The sequence below is a fragment of the Acuticoccus kandeliae genome (assembly GCF_003073115.1).
The window spans coordinates 2,578,149-2,593,455 of record NZ_QBBV01000001.1 but is presented as its reverse complement, the minus strand read 5'-3'; the positions used below and the strand labels follow the sequence as shown (position 1 = coordinate 2,593,455).

Here is a 15,307-nt window from a genome sequence, read left to right as displayed (position 1 = left end):
ATGCTGCGCTACATCGCCAAACGACTTCTCGCCGCCCTCGTCACGATCTGGATCGCGACCATCGCCGTGACGCTGCTGATCCACGCCGTCCCCGGCGATCCCGTGCGGATCATGTACGCGAAGTTCCAGTCGACGCCCGAGCAGATCGAAGCGATCCGCGAGCGTCTCGGCCTCGATCAGCCGATCTACATCCAGTATGTGCGCTACATGGAGCGCCTCTTCGAAGGCGATCTCGGCCGCTCCATCGTCGGCGACCAGCCCGTCCTCGACATCCTCCTCACCCGCTTCCCGCCGACCGTCGCGCTCGCGGCGACCAGCCTCCTCATCGCGGTCGTGATCGGCATGTCGCTCGGCTTCCTCGCCGCCTATAAGCGCGGGACGATGGTGGATGCGGGGGCGATGATCCTCGCGATCGTCGGGGTCTCGATGCCGCATTTCTGGCTCGGCCTCCTCCTCCTCTTCCTCTTCGCGCTCAATCTCGGCTGGCTCCCGGTCGCGGGCTCGGACTGGCGCAGCCTTATCCTGCCGGCGATGACGCTGGGCCTTGCCAACGCCGCCGTCCTCGCCCGCCTCACCCGCTCGGCGATGATCGACATCTTCGACCAGGATTTCGTGCGCACCGCCCACGCCAAGGGGCTGCCGAAGGCGCTCGTCCTCTACCGCCACGCGCTGCGCTCAGGCCTCGTCCCGATCGTCGCGATGCTCGGCCTCCAGTTCGCCTACCTCATGGGCGGGGCGATCGTGGTGGAGAACGTCTTCGCCTGGAACGGCGTCGGCCGCCTCGCGATCGAGGCCGTGTTCGCCCGCGACTACCCGCTCATCCAGGGCTTCATCCTGTTCTTCGCCACGGTCGTCGTCTGCGTCTCGGTCGTGATCGACGTCCTCTACGCCCTCCTCGATCCTCGAATCCGGTACAGCTGATGTCCGTCGATATTCCCGAGATCACGGAAGCGGCCGACCCGAAGGGCCGCACCATCCCCCACGCGCTGATCACGAGCCCGACGGGCGCGATTGGCATCGTCATCGTCCTGACGCTGATCGTCGTCGCCCTCTTCGCCCCGATGATCGCGCCCTTCGATCCGCTGCGCATGGCCGCCGGACCCCGCCTCCAGCCGCCGTCCGCCGCCCACTGGTTCGGCACGGACGATTTCGGGCGCGACGTCTTCAGCCGGATCGTCTACGGCGCGCGCCTCACGCTCCAGATCGGTGTCATCGCGGTCGGCATCTCGCTCACGGCGGGCCTCCTCCTCGGCCTCGTCGCGGGCTACGGCTCGAAGTGGACCGAGCGCATCCTGATGCGCCTCGTCGACGTCCTCTTCTCCTTCACCGAGATCGTCATCGCGCTCGCCTGCCTCGCGATCTTCGGCATCGGCCTCACCAACGCGATGATCGCGATCGGCATCGCCTCGATCCCCTTCTACGCGCGCGTCACCCACTCGGTCGTGCTCGTGGAGAAGAACAAGCCCTATTTCGAGGCCGCGGTCTCGGCGGGCGCGGGGCATCTGCGCCTCCTCTTCGTCCACCTCCTGCCGAACGTGCTCCCGACGCTCATCGTCGTCGGTACGCTCGGCGTCTCGACTGCCGTGCTCGCGGCCGCCGGCCTCTCCTTTCTCGGCCTCGGCGCGCAGCCGCCGCAGCCCGAATGGGGCTTCATGCTGTCGTCGAGCCGCGACCTCATCTCCCGCGCACCCTGGATGATGATCTTCCCCGGCCTTGCCATCATGATCACCGTCCTCGGGTTCAACCTGCTCGGAGACGGCGTGCGCGAAGTGCTCGACCCCCGCCAGAGGGCCCGCTGATGGACACGCCCGTTCTCTCCGTCGAAAACCTCACCGTCGCGTTCGGCGCGGGCGCGCGACGCAACAGGGCCGTGCGCGGCCTCTCCTACACGCTCAACCGGGGCGAGACGCTCGCGATCGTGGGCGAGTCGGGCTCCGGCAAGTCGGTCTCGAGCCTTGCCCTTCTCGGCCTCCTCCCCCGCCGCAGCGCCACCATCGAAACGGGCCGCGCGATGTTCGAGGGGCGAGACCTCCTCGCCATGTCCGAGGGCGAGCAGCGCCAGATCCGGGGTGACCGGATCACGATGATCTTCCAGGAGCCGATGACCTCGCTGACACCGGTCCTCAAGATCGGCCTCCAGCTCATGGAGCCGCTCCTGGAGCACACGGAGATGAGCCGGGACGAGGCCCACGCGCGCGCCGTCGAGATGCTGCGCCTCGTCGGCCTCGACCAGCCCGAGAAGCGGATGAACCAGTTCCCGCACCAGCTCTCGGGCGGCATGCGCCAGCGCGTCATGATCGCGATGGCGATGTCGAACGACCCCGCGATCCTCATCGCGGACGAGCCGACGACGGCGCTCGACGTGACGGTCCAGGCGCAGATCCTGGACCTCATGCGCGACCTGAAGTCCCGCTTCCACACGAGCATCATCCTCATCACCCACGACATGGGCGTCGTCGCCGAGATGGCGGACCGCGTCGTGGTGATGAACAAGGGGCGCAAGGTCGAGGAAGGGCCGGTCCGGCAGATCTTCGAGGCGCCGCGGGAGGCCTACACGCGCCGCCTCCTCGACGCCGTCCCCCGCCTCGGCGCGCACGCCGAGTCCGCGATCCCGCGTTCCGTCGTGGCGAGCCCGGCGAGCGTCGGCAAGCCCCTCCTCACCGCGACCGGGATGACGAAGGTGTTCGGCGGCGGGACGCTCTTCGGCAAGGATGCCGGCGTCAAGGCAATGGACGATGTGAGCTTCGACCTCTCCTCTGCCGAGACGCTGGCGCTCGTCGGCGAGTCGGGGTCGGGCAAATCCACCACCGGCCGCGCGGTGCTGCGCCTCATCGACCTCGACGAGGGGGCCATCGATCTCGACGGGACCGACATCCGCCGCCTTTCCACCGGAGCGCTGCGCCGACAGCGGCGCGACATGCAGATGATCTTCCAGGACCCGTTCGCCGCGCTCAACCCGCGCATGAGCGCCGGCCAGCTCGTCGCCGAGCCGATGGTGATCCACAACATCGCCTCCGGCTCCGAGCTCACCGACCGCGTCGCAGAGCTCTTCCGCCGCGTTGGCCTGGAATCCAGCCACATCCGCCGCTATCCGCACGAATTCTCCGGCGGGCAGCGCCAGCGCCTGTGCATCGCCCGCGCGCTCGGCGTCGGGCCGAAGCTGATGGTGGCGGACGAGCCGACCTCCGCGCTCGACGTTTCCGTCCAGGCGCAGGTGCTGGAGTTGATGCTGGAGCTGCAGCAGACCTACGGCCTCTCCTACCTCTTCATCAGCCACGACGTCGCCGTCGTGGAAGAGGTCAGCCACCGGATCGCCGTCATGCATCGCGGCCGCATCGTGGAGATCGGTCCGCGGCGCGAGGTGCTCGGCGCACCCCGCCACCCCTACACCGAGGCGCTGCTCGCCGCCGTCCCGACGCCAGACCCCACCCGCGTGCGCGGAAAGCTGCCGACCATCGACATCGCCACATTGCCGCGCGGGCCGCTCGCCGAAGTCGCGCCCGGCCACTTCGTCGCCCAATGACGATCGGCATCGCAGTCTCCGGCCCGCGCGCCGGCCTCGCCCTCTTCCACGCGCTGGCGGCGGTGGAGCAGATCGCACGCGGCGCCATCGGCGGCTTCGTGAGCTACGCCGCGATCTCGCCGACGCACGGGCTCCTGCGCGCCGAGACGCAGCGGGGCGGCACGCGCACCCTCTTCACCGCGGGCGAGACGACGGGCGTCCTCCCGCCCGAGCCCTATGCCGAGGCGACGCTCGCCGTCCTCATGTCGAGCGGGCCGGATCGGCCGGCCCCGCTCAGCCAGTTCACTCCCGGCGACCTCTCCGCCGGCCTCATCACCGGGCACCGCCTGCCGAATGTCCCGATCGCGACAGGCGGCCCCCTGAACCTTGCCGTGCTCGACGCGCTCGCGCAGGGCGCGGACGTGAACGCCGCCCTCGGCATCGTGAAGGCGAATCCGGAGGCGGACGCCGGGGTCATCGCGGTCGGCCGCGACGGGTCGATGGCGCTCGCGAACACCGAGCGCGTGATGCGGCGGGACGATATCGGCTCGATCCTCCTCACCGACGAGGCGTCCGGCCTCACCGTCGGCGTGATCCACAACGCGATCTTCCCGGTCGCGCCCGTCGCCCTCGTCGCCGCGAGCGCCGCGATCGACGCCGTCGCCCCCGCCGACCGCTCGGACCGCTTCATATCCTTCTCGGCCGGGCTCCCACTTGTCTATGGCCCGAAACCGCTCATCCACGTCGCCCCCGACGGCCACGCGACCTCCATCGAGGTCGACCGTGACGTGTGGCTGGGGCCCCGCTGGGACGGGGCGGCGATCCCGCGTGGCGCGGAGGTGGAGTGCGGCGGGGCGACGATCGGCACGATCGTGTTCGAGCCCTATTGCGTGGCGATGAACGGGCAGCTCGTCACGATGAGCGGGCGCGAGGCGATCAACGTCGCGATCCGCGAGCCCTCGCGCCGGGCCTGAGCTGGACGCGGCTCAGATCGCCCCGGAAATCTCCGCGAGCGCTCGCAGCGCGAGGTTCGCGCCGGGCAGGATGTCGGCCCAGGCGGTGAACTCCTCCGGCGCGTGGCTGACGCCGCCGACGCTCGGCACGAAAATCAGCGCCGTCGGGGCGATCGCGGCCATCGTCTGCGCGTCATGACCGGCGCCGGAGGGCATCGAGCGGGCGCGGATGCCGAGGCTCGCCGCGAGCGCCAGGAGGTGGGCGTGAAGGTCGGTGTCGAGGCGGACGGGGTTCAGCCAGCTCAGCGCCTCCACCGTGTGCTCGAGCCCGTGCCGGGCCGCCGCCTGCGCGATGGCCGCGCCGACCGCCGCGCGCAAGGCGAGCATCGCTTCGATGGTCACGTCCCGGATCACGATGGTGAAGACCGCGCGGCCGGGGATCGTGTGCGGCGCGTTGGGCGCGATCTCGACATGGCCGATCGTGATGCGCGCTTCGTCGGTGCCGTGGCGGGCGGCGATGTCAGGCATCGCGGTCCCGACCTCTGAGAGTCCGACGAACGCGTCGGACCGCATCGCCATCGGCGTGGTGCCGGAATGGTTCGCGCGCCCGGCAAGCTCCACCTGGAGGACGCAGACGCCCGACACGGAGTCCGCGACTCCCACCGGAACGCCCTCCGCCTCCAGCACCGGCCCCTGCTCGATGTGGAGTTCCAGGAAGGCGCGGATCGAACCCTTCTCGCGCGCCGCGCCCGCGACCCCGTCCGGGTCGAGCCCCGCCTCGCGCATCGCGTCGACGAGGCGGACCCCGTCGGCGTCGGCCGCACCCGCGACCCAGTCCTCGGTCGCGGCGCCCGCGATCGCCTGCGAGCCGAGCATCCCGCCGAAACGGCCCTCCTCGTCGGCCGTCGCCACCACCTCGATCGGCAGGCGCGGCCCGAGCCCCGCATCCTTCAGCGCACGCACGCATTCGAGCGCGACCGCGCAGCCGAGCGCGCCATCGAACGCGCCGCCGCGCGCCACCGTGTCGAGATGGGAGCCGATCATCACGGTCGGCCCGTCCGCCGGCCCGAAGCGGCCGAACACATTGCCGACCGCGTCGGAGCGGACGGCGAGCCCGTCGCGCGCCATCTCTTCGGCAAACCAGCGGCGCGCGGCCATGTCGGCGGGGGAGAAGGCGAGGCGATCGAAGCCGCCGGCCGACGGGTTGGCCCCGTGGCGGTTGATTCCGGCGAGAAGCGCTGCGAGGCGGTCACCGTCGACGGCGAGTTCGGGAGTGGGCATCACATCTCTCCGCGCGGCGCCCTGCGGTCATCAAGCGAACGGGCGCTCCGGCCGGTCGGTTCCCCCGCGATCCTGTCTCGGCTGTGCGCGTTGCGCCAGCCTGAGACCGCCACTCGGCGTTCAGCCTTCCCGGCTCAGCCTCCTCGACTCAGCCTTCTTGGCTCAGCCGGCCGCGCGCGCGAAGGTGGCGTGCGTCTTGTCGATCGCGAGGTTCATTGCCTTTTCCGCCGCCGTCGGGTCGTGCCGCGCGATCGCGTCCACCACGGCGCGGAGATACCGCGTGACCTCGCCGACGGCCGACGCCGTCGCGTGGACCGACATGCCGCGATAGATGGCGTAGAGCGCGTGGAGAAGAACCGGCACCATGCCGTAGATCATCCGGTTGCCGCTCGCCTTCAGGATCCCGCTATGAAGGTCGATCCCCGCGATGAGGTCGCCCCGCTCGCCGGCGACGAAGGCGTCGATCCCGTCGATCGCCCGATAGAGCTGGGCAATGTCCTCATCGCTCGCGCGCTCGGCGGAACGGGCGGCCGCGAACGGCTCGATCATCCGCCGCACCTCGGCGAGGTCGCCGACGATCTCGGCGATCTGTCCGGTCTGGCTGTACCAGCGCAGCACCTTGGCATCGAGGAGGTTCCAGGCGCCGGGGTCCGTCACCACGGTGCCCTTGCGCTTGATGGCGCGTACCAGGCCGCGCACGGCGAGCTGCTGGATCGCCTCGCGCCAGATCGGGCGGCTGACACCGCTGATGGTGTCCGGCAGCACGTCGGGCGTCACGAGCTCGCCCACCTTCAACTTGTGGCTGATGATGAGGCGGCCGCACTCGTCCTCGACCTTCTCGACGAGATAGCGCGGTCGGGTGGACTCGAAGATGCTCCGGCCCTCTTCAGTGTCGCCGAGGAGAAGCAGGGCCTGTTCGTAATATTCGTCCAGCATCGTCGGAGGTAAACCGCTCCCGACGGCCGGAACGATCTCGGGCGGGTCATTTGATCGAGTCTGCACGTTGGTCATTCGCCCCGCCCCGCCGCTGCGACTTGTAGCCTTCGATCCGCAGGCTCCGTCGATGGATCAACACGACTTCTCCGGCCCGCCATGAATTTGGAAGACCGGCTTAATCTAAACGTAAGACTTTTTTCATGTCTCACTGCCGAAACGAATGCAACCGCTGAGCCATATTCCCCACTGCGACGAAGTATCGTCCCCCCTGCCCGGCACCGGCCCGGCGCAACGCAAAACGCCCGCCCGGCTGGCCGGACGGGCGTTTCTGGCGGTGATCGCCGTAGAGCGGATCAGGGTGTCGTCGGCATCTCCATGAGGCGCGCGCGGTCCGGGCTGTTCACGTCCTCGACCGCCCAGCCGATGTCCTCCTTGGTGAGGACGATGACCGTCACTTCATCCCCGTCCATCGGACCGAAGGGGACGAAGACCTCGTCCGCCTTCTCGTAGCGGGCGTCGGCCATCGCCCCGTCCCAGGCGTCCGCCGCCTCGGCGCGCCAGCCGGTGAAGACGTCGTCATAGCCCCGGTGCGCCTCGCCCTTCTCGGCGAGCGCGGCGAAGAATTCGCGATTCTCCTCGTTGACGAGCGCGGCGAGCGCCTGGAGGTCGCGCGCCTTGAAGGCGAGGATGAACGCCTCGGCGGTCGCGGCCGGGTCCGTCCGGTCGATGTCGGCGGCTGAAGCGGGCCCGGCGGCGAGGCCGGTCATCATCAGGATCGCGATCAGGATCGTGCGCATGGTCTCTTCCTCCTCGGGGGCGGCGGCCCGTGCCGTCCGCCATGCCGTGTCATCGCGGCTGATGGCGGCAATGGAGCCGCCAGAGCCTTTCACGCCCTATTGCCCGGCGAGCGCGGCGCGCTCCTCCTCGGCGCTGAGCGGCGGGGCGGCCTCGATCTGGGTGAGATACGCGTCAAGCGCCTCCGCGCCCGAGGCCGGGACATAGCCGCCGGTGGGCGCCGCCGTGGCGACGGCGAAATTCACCGACCACGCCCCGTCCTGCCGGCACGCGACGCCCTGCACGCGGTCGCCGCGCGTCACCTCGAACTCGCGGCAGAGATTGCCCGAACCGTCGCGGAAGGCGGCGACCATGCGCGCGGTGCCGCCATCGACGGGCCGCGCCTCGCCGGAGGGAAGCGCGAAGAGCTCGCCGAGCGGCAGGGACGCAAGCTGCTGGACGCCCGCGCCCGGCGCACCGCCGCCGCGATCGCCCGCGAACTCGCCCATCGCGAAGAACGCGCCGAGACCGAAGGCGACGCCGAGGACGGAGGCCGCCATCGCCATGAACCAGGTGCTCTGCGTCGGCTTGGTGGCGGCGCGGGGGCGGAAGGCGACGACATTGTCGGCCGGCGCATCCGCGGCTGGGGGCGCGGGGGCCGGGGTCGCGGGGGCGGCCGCCTCGGTGTGGCGCGCGATCAGCGCCTCGACCGAGGCCTGGAGCGAGGCGGGCACCGGCGCGAGCGGAAAGGCCTCCGCCGACAGGTCGCGGGTGCCCATGAAGATGGCCAGCCGGTCGGCGACCTCGGGGTCCGTCTCCAGCGCCGCCTCGATCACGGCCGCGGCCGCCGGCGAGCACTCGCCGTCGGCATAGGCCATCAGTTCTTCGTCGGTGGGCCGTCCTTTCAAATCACTCATCTCGTGCGATCCCCTTTGGAGGCAGAACGGCCGTCTCCCACTTTTATTCCCTTCTCCTCCAGGATGGCGGCGAGGCGGGTGCGCGCCCGCGCAAGGCGGCTCATCACCGTGCCGATCGGCGCCTCGATCACCGCCGCCGCCTCAGCATAGGACAGGCCCTCCACGCAGACGAGCGTCAGCACCTCGCGCTGCTCCTCCGGCAGCATCAGGATCGCGCGCCCGGTGTCGGACAGCTCCAGCCGCGAGATCGCGACCGCCTCCCCGTCGGTGCCCATCACGGCCTCGCCCTCCTCGATGGGGGCGGCGGCCTGTGTCTTCGTGCGACGGATCCGGTCGATCCAGAGATTGCGCACGATCCGAAACATCCAGGCATCGAAGCGCGTGCCGGGGGTGAAGCTCGCGGCGTTCACAAGCGCCCGCTCGCAGGCCGATTGCACCAGATCATCGGCGATATCGGGCTGGCGCGAGAGCGACAGCGCGAAGCGGCGCAGCGTGGGCAGCGAGGCAATCAGCATCGGCCCGATCTCGTCTGGCGTGGCGCTCACATTGTCTCCAGCACGTTCAATAACCACGTCCATGCCGTAATATTGGAATAAACGAAATGGGCGCGCGTTGAAGAAGTGCAATTCTTCGCCGGCACGTTCGTGCCGAAGCGTGCACACGGGAGAACGCAGATGGGCATGATCAAAGCGGTCGGCTGCCGCGCAATTCTGCTCCTGGCCGCGCTATCACTTGGCATCCTCGCGACGGTCCCGGGCTTTACGGGGCCGGCTGAGGCGTTCGATGGCCGTGGCGGCGACAACAATGGCCGCGGCGGTGGCGGCGGCTATGATGGCGGCGGCAACACCGACCGGCTGATCATCATGCCGCCCCCGACCCGCGTGATCGTCGAGCCGAATGCCGAGCCCGCGCCGCGCACCACGCGCCGGCCACGCCAGGCCGCGCCCCGTCGCGCCTCACCCCGGCGTGAGGCCGCGCCGACGCGCCGCGCCGCGCCGCGCCAGAGCGCCCGCCGCACGGCACCGGCCGCCCCCGCCGTGACGCCGCCTGCGCCGGAGATCCCGCCCGCACCGCTGGAGCGCCCGAACGAGATCCTCGCCCTCGGGCTCGACGATGCGGCGCTCGCCGCCCTCGTCGCGGCCGGCTATGGCGAGATCGACCGCGTGACCATCGCCCTCCTCGGCGACGACCTCGTCCGCCTCTCCGTCCCCGCCGGGACAGACCTCGACGCCGCGCGCACGGCGGTCCTCGCGGCCGCCCCGAACGCGACGGTCGACGTGAACTCGGTCTACGTGCCGAGCGAGGATGCGTGCGAGGGGGTCGGCTGCATGGGGATCAGCCTCGTCGGCTGGCCGGTCGCGGCCCGCGCGTCCGACGGGTGCGGCGCGGGGATCACGCTCGCGATCGTCGACACCGGCATCAACCCCGCGCACGAGGCGCTCGCCGCCGCCGACATCGCCCTCCTCCCCCTCTTCGGCAAGACGCCGCAGGTCTCCCAGCAGAGCCACGGCACGGCCGTCGCCTCCATCCTCGTCGGCGGCGGGGACGAGCGCATAAAGGGGCTTCTGCCGCGCGCCCGCCTCGTCGCGGTCGACGCCTTCGAGGACGACGCGGAGGGCCGCACGCTGAGCGACGCCTACCGCCTCGTCGCCGCGCTCGACCTCGTGGCGGCCGAGACGCCGACCGTCCTCAATCTCAGCCTCAGCGGGCCCGCGAACGCGATCCTGGAGAAGGCGCTCGACGCGGTCGCCGACAAAGGGATCCTCATCGTCGCCGCCGTCGGCAACGAGGGGCCGGCCGCCCCGCCCCAATATCCGGCCGCCTACGACACCGTCGTCGCGGTGACGGCGGTCGACGCCGAGAGCCGCATCTATCGCCGCGCGGTGCGGGGCGACCACGTGGATTTCGCCGCCCCGGGCGTCGAGATCTGGACCGCCGCCTCCGTGCGCGGCGCGAAGCCGAAGAGCGGCACGTCCTTCGCCTCGCCCTTCGTCGCAGCCGCCCTCGCCCTCGCCGCGCGCAACGGCGCCACGGACAAGCCGGCCGCGCTCACCCGCGTGCGCGACGGGGTGCATGATCTCGGCGACACGGGCCGCGATCCGATCTTCGGGTGGGGATTGCTGAACGCGGCGGACCTTTGCGTCCCGAACGACGCGCCCGCCCTCGCCGCGACGACCGCCACGGCAGAATGATGAGCCCGCCCCGGCCGCGAGGCCGGGGCGGATCCACCTCAGAAGACGACCGCGTGGCCGTCCTTGCGCGGGTCGGAACCCGCCGCGTAGAGATCACCCCAGCGCATGATCGTCTGCGCGCCGCCGAAGCCGAAGGCGACGCCCGGCGCTTCGGGCTGGAGCTCGTGGCCGAGGGCGGCGAGGCCCTCCAGCGTCTCGGCGGGGAAGTGCGTCTCCACCGCGACGCGGTTGCCGCCGAGGACGCGGAAGCGCGGCGCGTCGATCGCGGTCTGCACGCCCTGCCCGAAATGGGCCATGCGCGTCACGACCTGCGCGTGGGCCTGCGCCTGGATCGGCCCGCCCATCACGCCGAACGCCATCAGCGGCGCGCCGCCCTTGGTGACGAAGCCCGGAATGATGGTGTGGAAGGGACGCTTGCGCGGCGCGACGACATTCGGGCTCTTCGGGTCGAGCGAGAAGGCCATGCCGCGATTCTGCAGGCTGATGCCGTACTTCTCGACGACGCAGCCCGAGCCGAACCCCTCATAGTTCGACTGGATGAAGGAGATCATCATCCCGCTCGGGTCCGCCGCCGTGAGGATCACGGTGCCGCCCGCGAGGGGTTTGCCGGTCTCCGGCGCCTGCGCCTTGGCGGGATCGATGAGCTTCACCCGCTCGTCGAGATAGGCCGGGTCGAGGAGCTCTTCCGGCGTGATGCGCATGTGGTCGATGTCGGCGACGTGCGCGTAGAGGTCGGCGAGCGCGAACTTCACGGCCTCGATCTGCAGATGGATCGAGCGCACGCTGTCGGGCGCGTCGCCGAGATCGAGCCGGTCCATGAGGCCGAGCGCGATGAGGGCGGCGATGCCCTGCCCGTTCGGCGGGATCTCGTGCACCTCGACACCGTGGGCGGAGACCGAGACGGGCTCGACCCACTCGGCGGTGTGGGCGGCGAAATCTTCCATGGTGTGCGCGCCGCCGCCGGCCTGCGAGGCGCGCACGATCTCCTCGGCGATCGCGCCGGTGTAGAACGCGTCGCCCTTCGTCTCAGCGATCAACTCAAGACCCGCGGCAGCGCCCGGGAACTTGAAGAGGTCGCCTGTCTTCGGCGGATGCCCGTTCGGCATGAAGGTGGCGGCCCAGCCGGGCTTGTCGGCGAGAACCCCCGCCTGGCGCGCCCAGGACGCCGCCGTCACCGGGCCGACGCCATAGCCCTCGCGGGCATAGAAGATCGCGGGCGCGAGGAGATCGGCGAAGGGAAGCTTGCCGTACCGGTCGGACATCGCCCGCCAGGCCGAGACCGCGCCGGGGATCGACACCGTGTCCCACCCGCGCGGCGGCATGGCAGTCATGCCGGCGAAGCGTTCCGGCGTCCACGCGGCGGGCGAACGGCCGCTCGCATTCAGCCCCTGGACCTTCGTTCCGTCCCAGATGAGGGCGAACGCATCGGACCCGATGCCGTTGCTGGTGGGCTCCGTGACGGTGAGACATGCGGCCGTTGCGATCGCCGCATCGACAGCATTTCCGCCGCGTTTCATCATGGAAAGGCCGGCCGAAGCCGCCAGCGGCTCCGACGCCGCCACCGCCGCCCGACCGAAATTCGTGGACCGCGCCGAAGGGTAGAGCGTGCGCTCGTCGAAATTCATCCGCGCCGCGCTCCGACATTATACTTTGGCAACACTGCCATGAAATGCACCGAATTGCGGCACATTTCACCCCGATCACACATTGACAATGAAATTTTCCCCTTTAGCTAGTTCTCAGCGGCTCTTGAGCCGAATGACATCGCATGGCGACCTCGCACAGGCGCGGCGCCGTGCCAACCAAGAGACACTTTCGCCATTTCGGATCCGATGTTCAACGAACTCGGCCTCAGCACGAAGGTGCTGTCCGCCGTAGAGGCTGCGGGATATACGCGGCCAACGCCCATCCAGGCGGCGGCGATCCCGCACGCGCTCGAAAAGCGCGACGTGCTGGGCCTCGCCCAGACCGGCACAGGCAAAACCGCCTCCTTCGTTCTCCCCATGCTCTCGCTGCTCGAACGCGGCCGCGCTCGCGCGAGAATGCCGCGCACGCTCATCCTTGAGCCGACGCGCGAGCTTGCCGCGCAGGTCGCGGAGAGCTTCGACAAGTACGGGGTGAACCACAAGCTCACCGTGGCGCTGCTCATCGGCGGCGTCTCGTTCGACGAGCAGAGCCGCAAGGTCGATCGCGGCGCGGACGTTGTGATCGCCACTCCCGGGCGTCTCCTCGACCATCTCGAACGCGGCAAGCTCCTCCTCCAGCAGATCGAGATCCTCGTCATCGACGAGGCGGACCGCATGCTGGACATGGGCTTCATCCCGGATATCGAGCGGATCTGCAAGCTTTTGCCGATAACGCGGCAGACGCTTTTCTTCTCGGCGACGATGCCGAAGGAGATTCAGTCCCTCGTCGACCGCTTCCTCCACAACCCCGTGCGCGTGGAAGTCTCCCCGCCGTCCTCGACGGCCGAGACCGTGGAGCAGCGCTTCGTTCGCTCCGGCGAGACGCCGAAGGACAAGCGCGCCACGCTGCGCCGCCTCCTGAAGGCCGAGGATGAGCTCACCAACGGGATCATCTTCTGCAACCGCAAGCGCGATATCGGCACCCTGTTCCGCTCGCTCGAGCGCCACGGCTTTTCCGTCGGCGCGCTCCACGGCGACATGGACCAGCGTAGCCGCATGGCGACGCTCGACGGCTTCAAGAACAACAAGATCACTCTCCTCGTCGCCTCCGACGTCGCGGCCCGTGGCCTCGACATCCCGAAGGTGAGCCACGTCTTCAATTATGACGTGCCGCACAACGCGGAAGACTATGTTCACCGCATCGGCCGCACCGGCCGCGCGGGTCGTTCCGGCAAGGCCTTCACGATCTCGACGCCCATGGACAAGAAGCTCGTCGCCGCCATCGAATCGATGATCAAGCGCAGCGTCACCTGGCTCGAAGAGGGCGAGGCGGCGGAGGCCGCGCCGGCCGAATCCCGGCCGCGCCGCAACGAGCGCCGCGATTCGCGCCGTGACCATGCCGCCCGCGAATCGGCCGCCCCGGCCGAGGCGAAGGCAGCTGCCCCGGCCCCGGCGAAGCCCGTCGAGAATGCGAAGCCCGCTGAGAGTGCGAAGCCCGCCGAGAGGCCGGCCGAGCGCGCGAGGCCGCAGCCCGAGGCGTCCACCCGTCCCCACGAATCGAAGGGTGGCGGCGAGGGTCGCCGCAATCGCGGCCGCCGTGGCGAGCCCGACGAGCCGCGCGTCGCCTTCAAGGACACGCCTTACGTCCCGGCCTTCCTGCGCCGCCCGATCGAGCCGCGCCGCCCGCTGAAGTCCAGCGCCGCGGCCGACTGATCCCACCCGACGCAACGAGACGCGCCCCGCGCGCGTCTCGCCGACGGCCCCTCGCGGCCGTCCCTTCACCTCCCCGAACGAACCCTGACGGCGCCGCCCGGCGCCCCATCCGCCAACCGGCCGATCGATCCCGATCCGCCTGGTAAGGGTTCCGTTAACCATTTTGCTTAATGCTTGCCTGCAGAGATCGCGCGACAGACGCGGCAAATGCGAGGCAGTTTCGTGACTCAGACGCTCACCAAGTTGGCGCGTTCCGCGTCGATTCATTCGCGGACCGATTCCTCCGGTCATCTCTCTGGCGAGCGTTGGCGCGCTCACCTTCCCTCGCCCGAGATGCAGGCCGAAATCGCCGGGCGCCTTGCGCTCGCGCTCGAGGACCACTCCGAGCCGGTGAAGCCTCGCCGCGTCGTCAAGGCGATGCCGCACCCCGGCGCGCAGCCGGCCCCCGTGCGCGACACCGCCGCGACGGCGCGCCTCGGCACGCACCAGCCGGCGATGGTCGGCCACCACCGCGCGCCGGCCGCGCCCGAGACGCCCGAGGCGCCGCAACTCGCCTCCGCCTCCGCCTCCGCCGCACCGCAGGAGGACGGCCCGCGCCGCATCGCCTACGTGCACCCGGAGATCCTGACGGACTCGCCGCCGCTGGATTCGGCCGCCGCGGAGATCCCGGACACGCTCAGCCATCCCCCACACGGCGGCTTCCCGCCCGCCGACGAGCCGCCCGCGAACGTGCCGCCGGTGGCCGAGCCCGACCTCGCGATGGCCATCGCCGAAGCCTCGGTCCGCGAGGCGAGCCGCACCGAGACGCGCATCTACGACGCCCCGGAGCCCCAGCGCGCGCCGCAGCTTCCCGCGCTCGCCCGCGTCGGGGCCGGCGCCGCACGGAGCCGCCCGCGCGACTTCGTCTCCGAGCACGGCCTGCTCCTGCGGGACGTGCGCCGCACCTGGATGGGCTCGGCCTTCAAGCGCGCGCCCTCGACCGTCCTCCTCATCTCGGTCCGCCTCGCACGGGTGCCGGGCGCCGACTCGGCGGCGGCTGCGACGCAGCTCCGCCGCACCCACAAGGCGCTCTCGATCGCCCTCGCCGACCTCGGCAAGACGTACGCGATCGCCCCCTACGCGATCGGCCTCTGCCTCGCCGACAAGTCGCTGCGCCACACCGGGCGGATCGCGGAGGCGGTGGAGAAGGCCGTCGCCGACCAGGTGAAGTCCCATCCGGACGCGCCGGTGATCTTCTCGGCGGGCGTCGCGACCATGCACCGCGACGACGACCCGTCGAGCGTCGTCTGCCTCGCCGAGCATTGCCTGCGCCTGGCAGAGAGCGAGGACGGGCCGCAGGTGGTGCTGGAGACCGACTCGCGCGTGCGCAAGCAATCCCAGCGCCGCGCCTCCTGACCGGCGGCCAGCTCGGGCA

The 15,307-nt window shown here is 70.5% G+C and carries 13 protein-coding genes; 7 read left to right on the top strand and 6 right to left on the bottom strand.

What is annotated here, in order from left to right; translation table 11 throughout:
• Genes DBV35_RS11790 through DBV35_RS11775 form a run of 4 tightly spaced genes read left to right on the top strand, consistent with a single transcriptional unit; the run spans window position 1 to window position 4,476 of the window.
• A complete protein-coding gene (locus DBV35_RS11790; RefSeq protein ID WP_108660312.1) occupies window positions 1–921 on the top strand; it encodes an ABC transporter permease in 921 nt (306 codons plus the stop codon).
• Window positions 921–1,799 (top strand): nickel transporter permease, encoded by an 879-nt coding sequence (gene nikC, locus DBV35_RS11785; protein WP_108660311.1) that lies wholly within the window; start codon window positions 921–923, stop codon window positions 1,797–1,799. The genes DBV35_RS11790 and nikC overlap by 1 nt, the downstream gene beginning before the upstream one ends.
• Window positions 1,799–3,523, top strand: a complete 1,725-nt coding sequence (locus DBV35_RS11780; RefSeq protein ID WP_108660310.1) for an ABC transporter ATP-binding protein — start codon at window positions 1,799–1,801, stop codon at window positions 3,521–3,523. The genes nikC and DBV35_RS11780 overlap by 1 nt, the downstream gene beginning before the upstream one ends.
• The gene (locus DBV35_RS11775) at window positions 3,520–4,476 is read left to right on the top strand and encodes a DUF6963 family protein (RefSeq protein ID WP_108660309.1); all 957 of its coding nucleotides are present in this window, start codon (window positions 3,520–3,522) and stop codon (window positions 4,474–4,476) included. The genes DBV35_RS11780 and DBV35_RS11775 overlap by 4 nt, the downstream gene beginning before the upstream one ends.
• Window positions 4,477–4,488: 12 nt before the next feature.
• Here the strand turns inward: DBV35_RS11775 and DBV35_RS11770 are convergent, their stop codons facing one another.
• The 5 genes from DBV35_RS11770 to DBV35_RS11750 all read right to left on the bottom strand — a co-directional run bounded on the left by DBV35_RS11770 (window position 4,489) and on the right by DBV35_RS11750 (window position 8,908).
• Window positions 4,489–5,736 (bottom strand): Zn-dependent hydrolase, encoded by a 1,248-nt coding sequence (locus tag DBV35_RS11770; RefSeq protein ID WP_108660308.1) that lies wholly within the window; start codon window positions 5,734–5,736, stop codon window positions 4,489–4,491.
• Between the two features lie 162 nt (window positions 5,737–5,898).
• Window positions 5,899–6,747: a FadR/GntR family transcriptional regulator gene (locus DBV35_RS11765; RefSeq protein WP_108660307.1), complete on the bottom strand. Its 849-nt coding sequence runs from the start codon at window positions 6,745–6,747 to the stop codon at window positions 5,899–5,901.
• Window positions 6,748–7,025: 278 nt separating this feature from the next.
• Window positions 7,026–7,469: a hypothetical protein gene (locus DBV35_RS11760; protein ID WP_108660306.1), complete on the bottom strand. Its 444-nt coding sequence runs from the start codon at window positions 7,467–7,469 to the stop codon at window positions 7,026–7,028.
• A 96-nt stretch (window positions 7,470–7,565) separates the two neighbouring features.
• Window positions 7,566–8,363 (bottom strand): zf-HC2 domain-containing protein, encoded by a 798-nt coding sequence (locus tag DBV35_RS11755; protein WP_157961688.1) that lies wholly within the window; start codon window positions 8,361–8,363, stop codon window positions 7,566–7,568.
• Window positions 8,360–8,908, bottom strand: coding sequence for an RNA polymerase sigma factor (locus DBV35_RS11750; protein ID WP_425428464.1), 549 nt, complete (start codon window positions 8,906–8,908; stop codon window positions 8,360–8,362). Before DBV35_RS11750 ends, DBV35_RS11755 begins: the two co-directional genes overlap by 4 nt.
• Before the next feature lie 129 nt (window positions 8,909–9,037).
• On the opposite strand from DBV35_RS11750, the gene DBV35_RS11745 reads away from it, so the two are divergent.
• Window positions 9,038–10,555, top strand: a complete 1,518-nt coding sequence (locus tag DBV35_RS11745; protein ID WP_157961687.1) for a S8 family serine peptidase — start codon at window positions 9,038–9,040, stop codon at window positions 10,553–10,555.
• Window positions 10,556–10,593: 38 nt separating this feature from the next.
• Here DBV35_RS11745 and DBV35_RS11740 read toward each other — a convergent pair whose 3' ends face one another.
• Complete coding sequence (locus tag DBV35_RS11740; protein WP_108660302.1) at window positions 10,594–12,180, bottom strand: gamma-glutamyltransferase family protein; 1,587 nt, start codon at window positions 12,178–12,180, stop codon at window positions 10,594–10,596.
• A gap of 207 nt (window positions 12,181–12,387) precedes the next feature.
• Between DBV35_RS11740 and DBV35_RS11735 the strand changes: the two genes are divergently transcribed.
• Together DBV35_RS11735 and DBV35_RS11730 are read left to right on the top strand one after the other, a co-directional pair.
• On the top strand, window positions 12,388–13,893 hold the full coding sequence (locus DBV35_RS11735) for a DEAD/DEAH box helicase (protein ID WP_108660301.1): 1,506 nt from the start codon (window positions 12,388–12,390) through the stop codon (window positions 13,891–13,893).
• A 333-nt stretch (window positions 13,894–14,226) separates the two neighbouring features.
• Complete coding sequence (locus DBV35_RS11730) at window positions 14,227–15,288, top strand: hypothetical protein (RefSeq protein WP_108660300.1); 1,062 nt, start codon at window positions 14,227–14,229, stop codon at window positions 15,286–15,288.
• Window positions 15,289–15,307: the final 19 nt, after the last annotated feature.

Bases quoted from the DNA above. Each gene is read 5' to 3' on its own strand.
- DBV35_RS11760 (WP_108660306.1), bottom strand. From the start codon at position 7,469: ATGCGCACGATCCTGATCGCGATCCTGATGATGACCGGCCTCGCCGCC.
- DBV35_RS11765 (WP_108660307.1), bottom strand. From the start codon at position 6,747: ATGACCAACGTGCAGACTCGATCAAATGACCCGCCCGAGATCGTTCCG.
- DBV35_RS11740 (WP_108660302.1), bottom strand. From the start codon at position 12,180: ATGAATTTCGACGAGCGCACGCTCTACCCTTCGGCGCGGTCCACGAAT.
- DBV35_RS11730 (WP_108660300.1), top strand. From the start codon at position 14,227: ATGCAGGCCGAAATCGCCGGGCGCCTTGCGCTCGCGCTCGAGGACCAC.
- nikC (WP_108660311.1), top strand. From the start codon at position 921: ATGTCCGTCGATATTCCCGAGATCACGGAAGCGGCCGACCCGAAGGGC.
- DBV35_RS11770 (WP_108660308.1), bottom strand. From the start codon at position 5,736: ATGCCCACTCCCGAACTCGCCGTCGACGGTGACCGCCTCGCAGCGCTT.
- DBV35_RS11775 (WP_108660309.1), top strand. From the start codon at position 3,520: ATGACGATCGGCATCGCAGTCTCCGGCCCGCGCGCCGGCCTCGCCCTC.
- DBV35_RS11790 (WP_108660312.1), top strand. From the start codon at position 1: ATGCTGCGCTACATCGCCAAACGACTTCTCGCCGCCCTCGTCACGATC.
- DBV35_RS11735 (WP_108660301.1), top strand. From the start codon at position 12,388: ATGTTCAACGAACTCGGCCTCAGCACGAAGGTGCTGTCCGCCGTAGAG.
- DBV35_RS11755 (WP_157961688.1), bottom strand. From the start codon at position 8,363: ATGAGTGATTTGAAAGGACGGCCCACCGACGAAGAACTGATGGCCTAT.
- DBV35_RS11780 (WP_108660310.1), top strand. From the start codon at position 1,799: ATGGACACGCCCGTTCTCTCCGTCGAAAACCTCACCGTCGCGTTCGGC.
- DBV35_RS11745 (WP_157961687.1), top strand. From the start codon at position 9,038: ATGGGCATGATCAAAGCGGTCGGCTGCCGCGCAATTCTGCTCCTGGCC.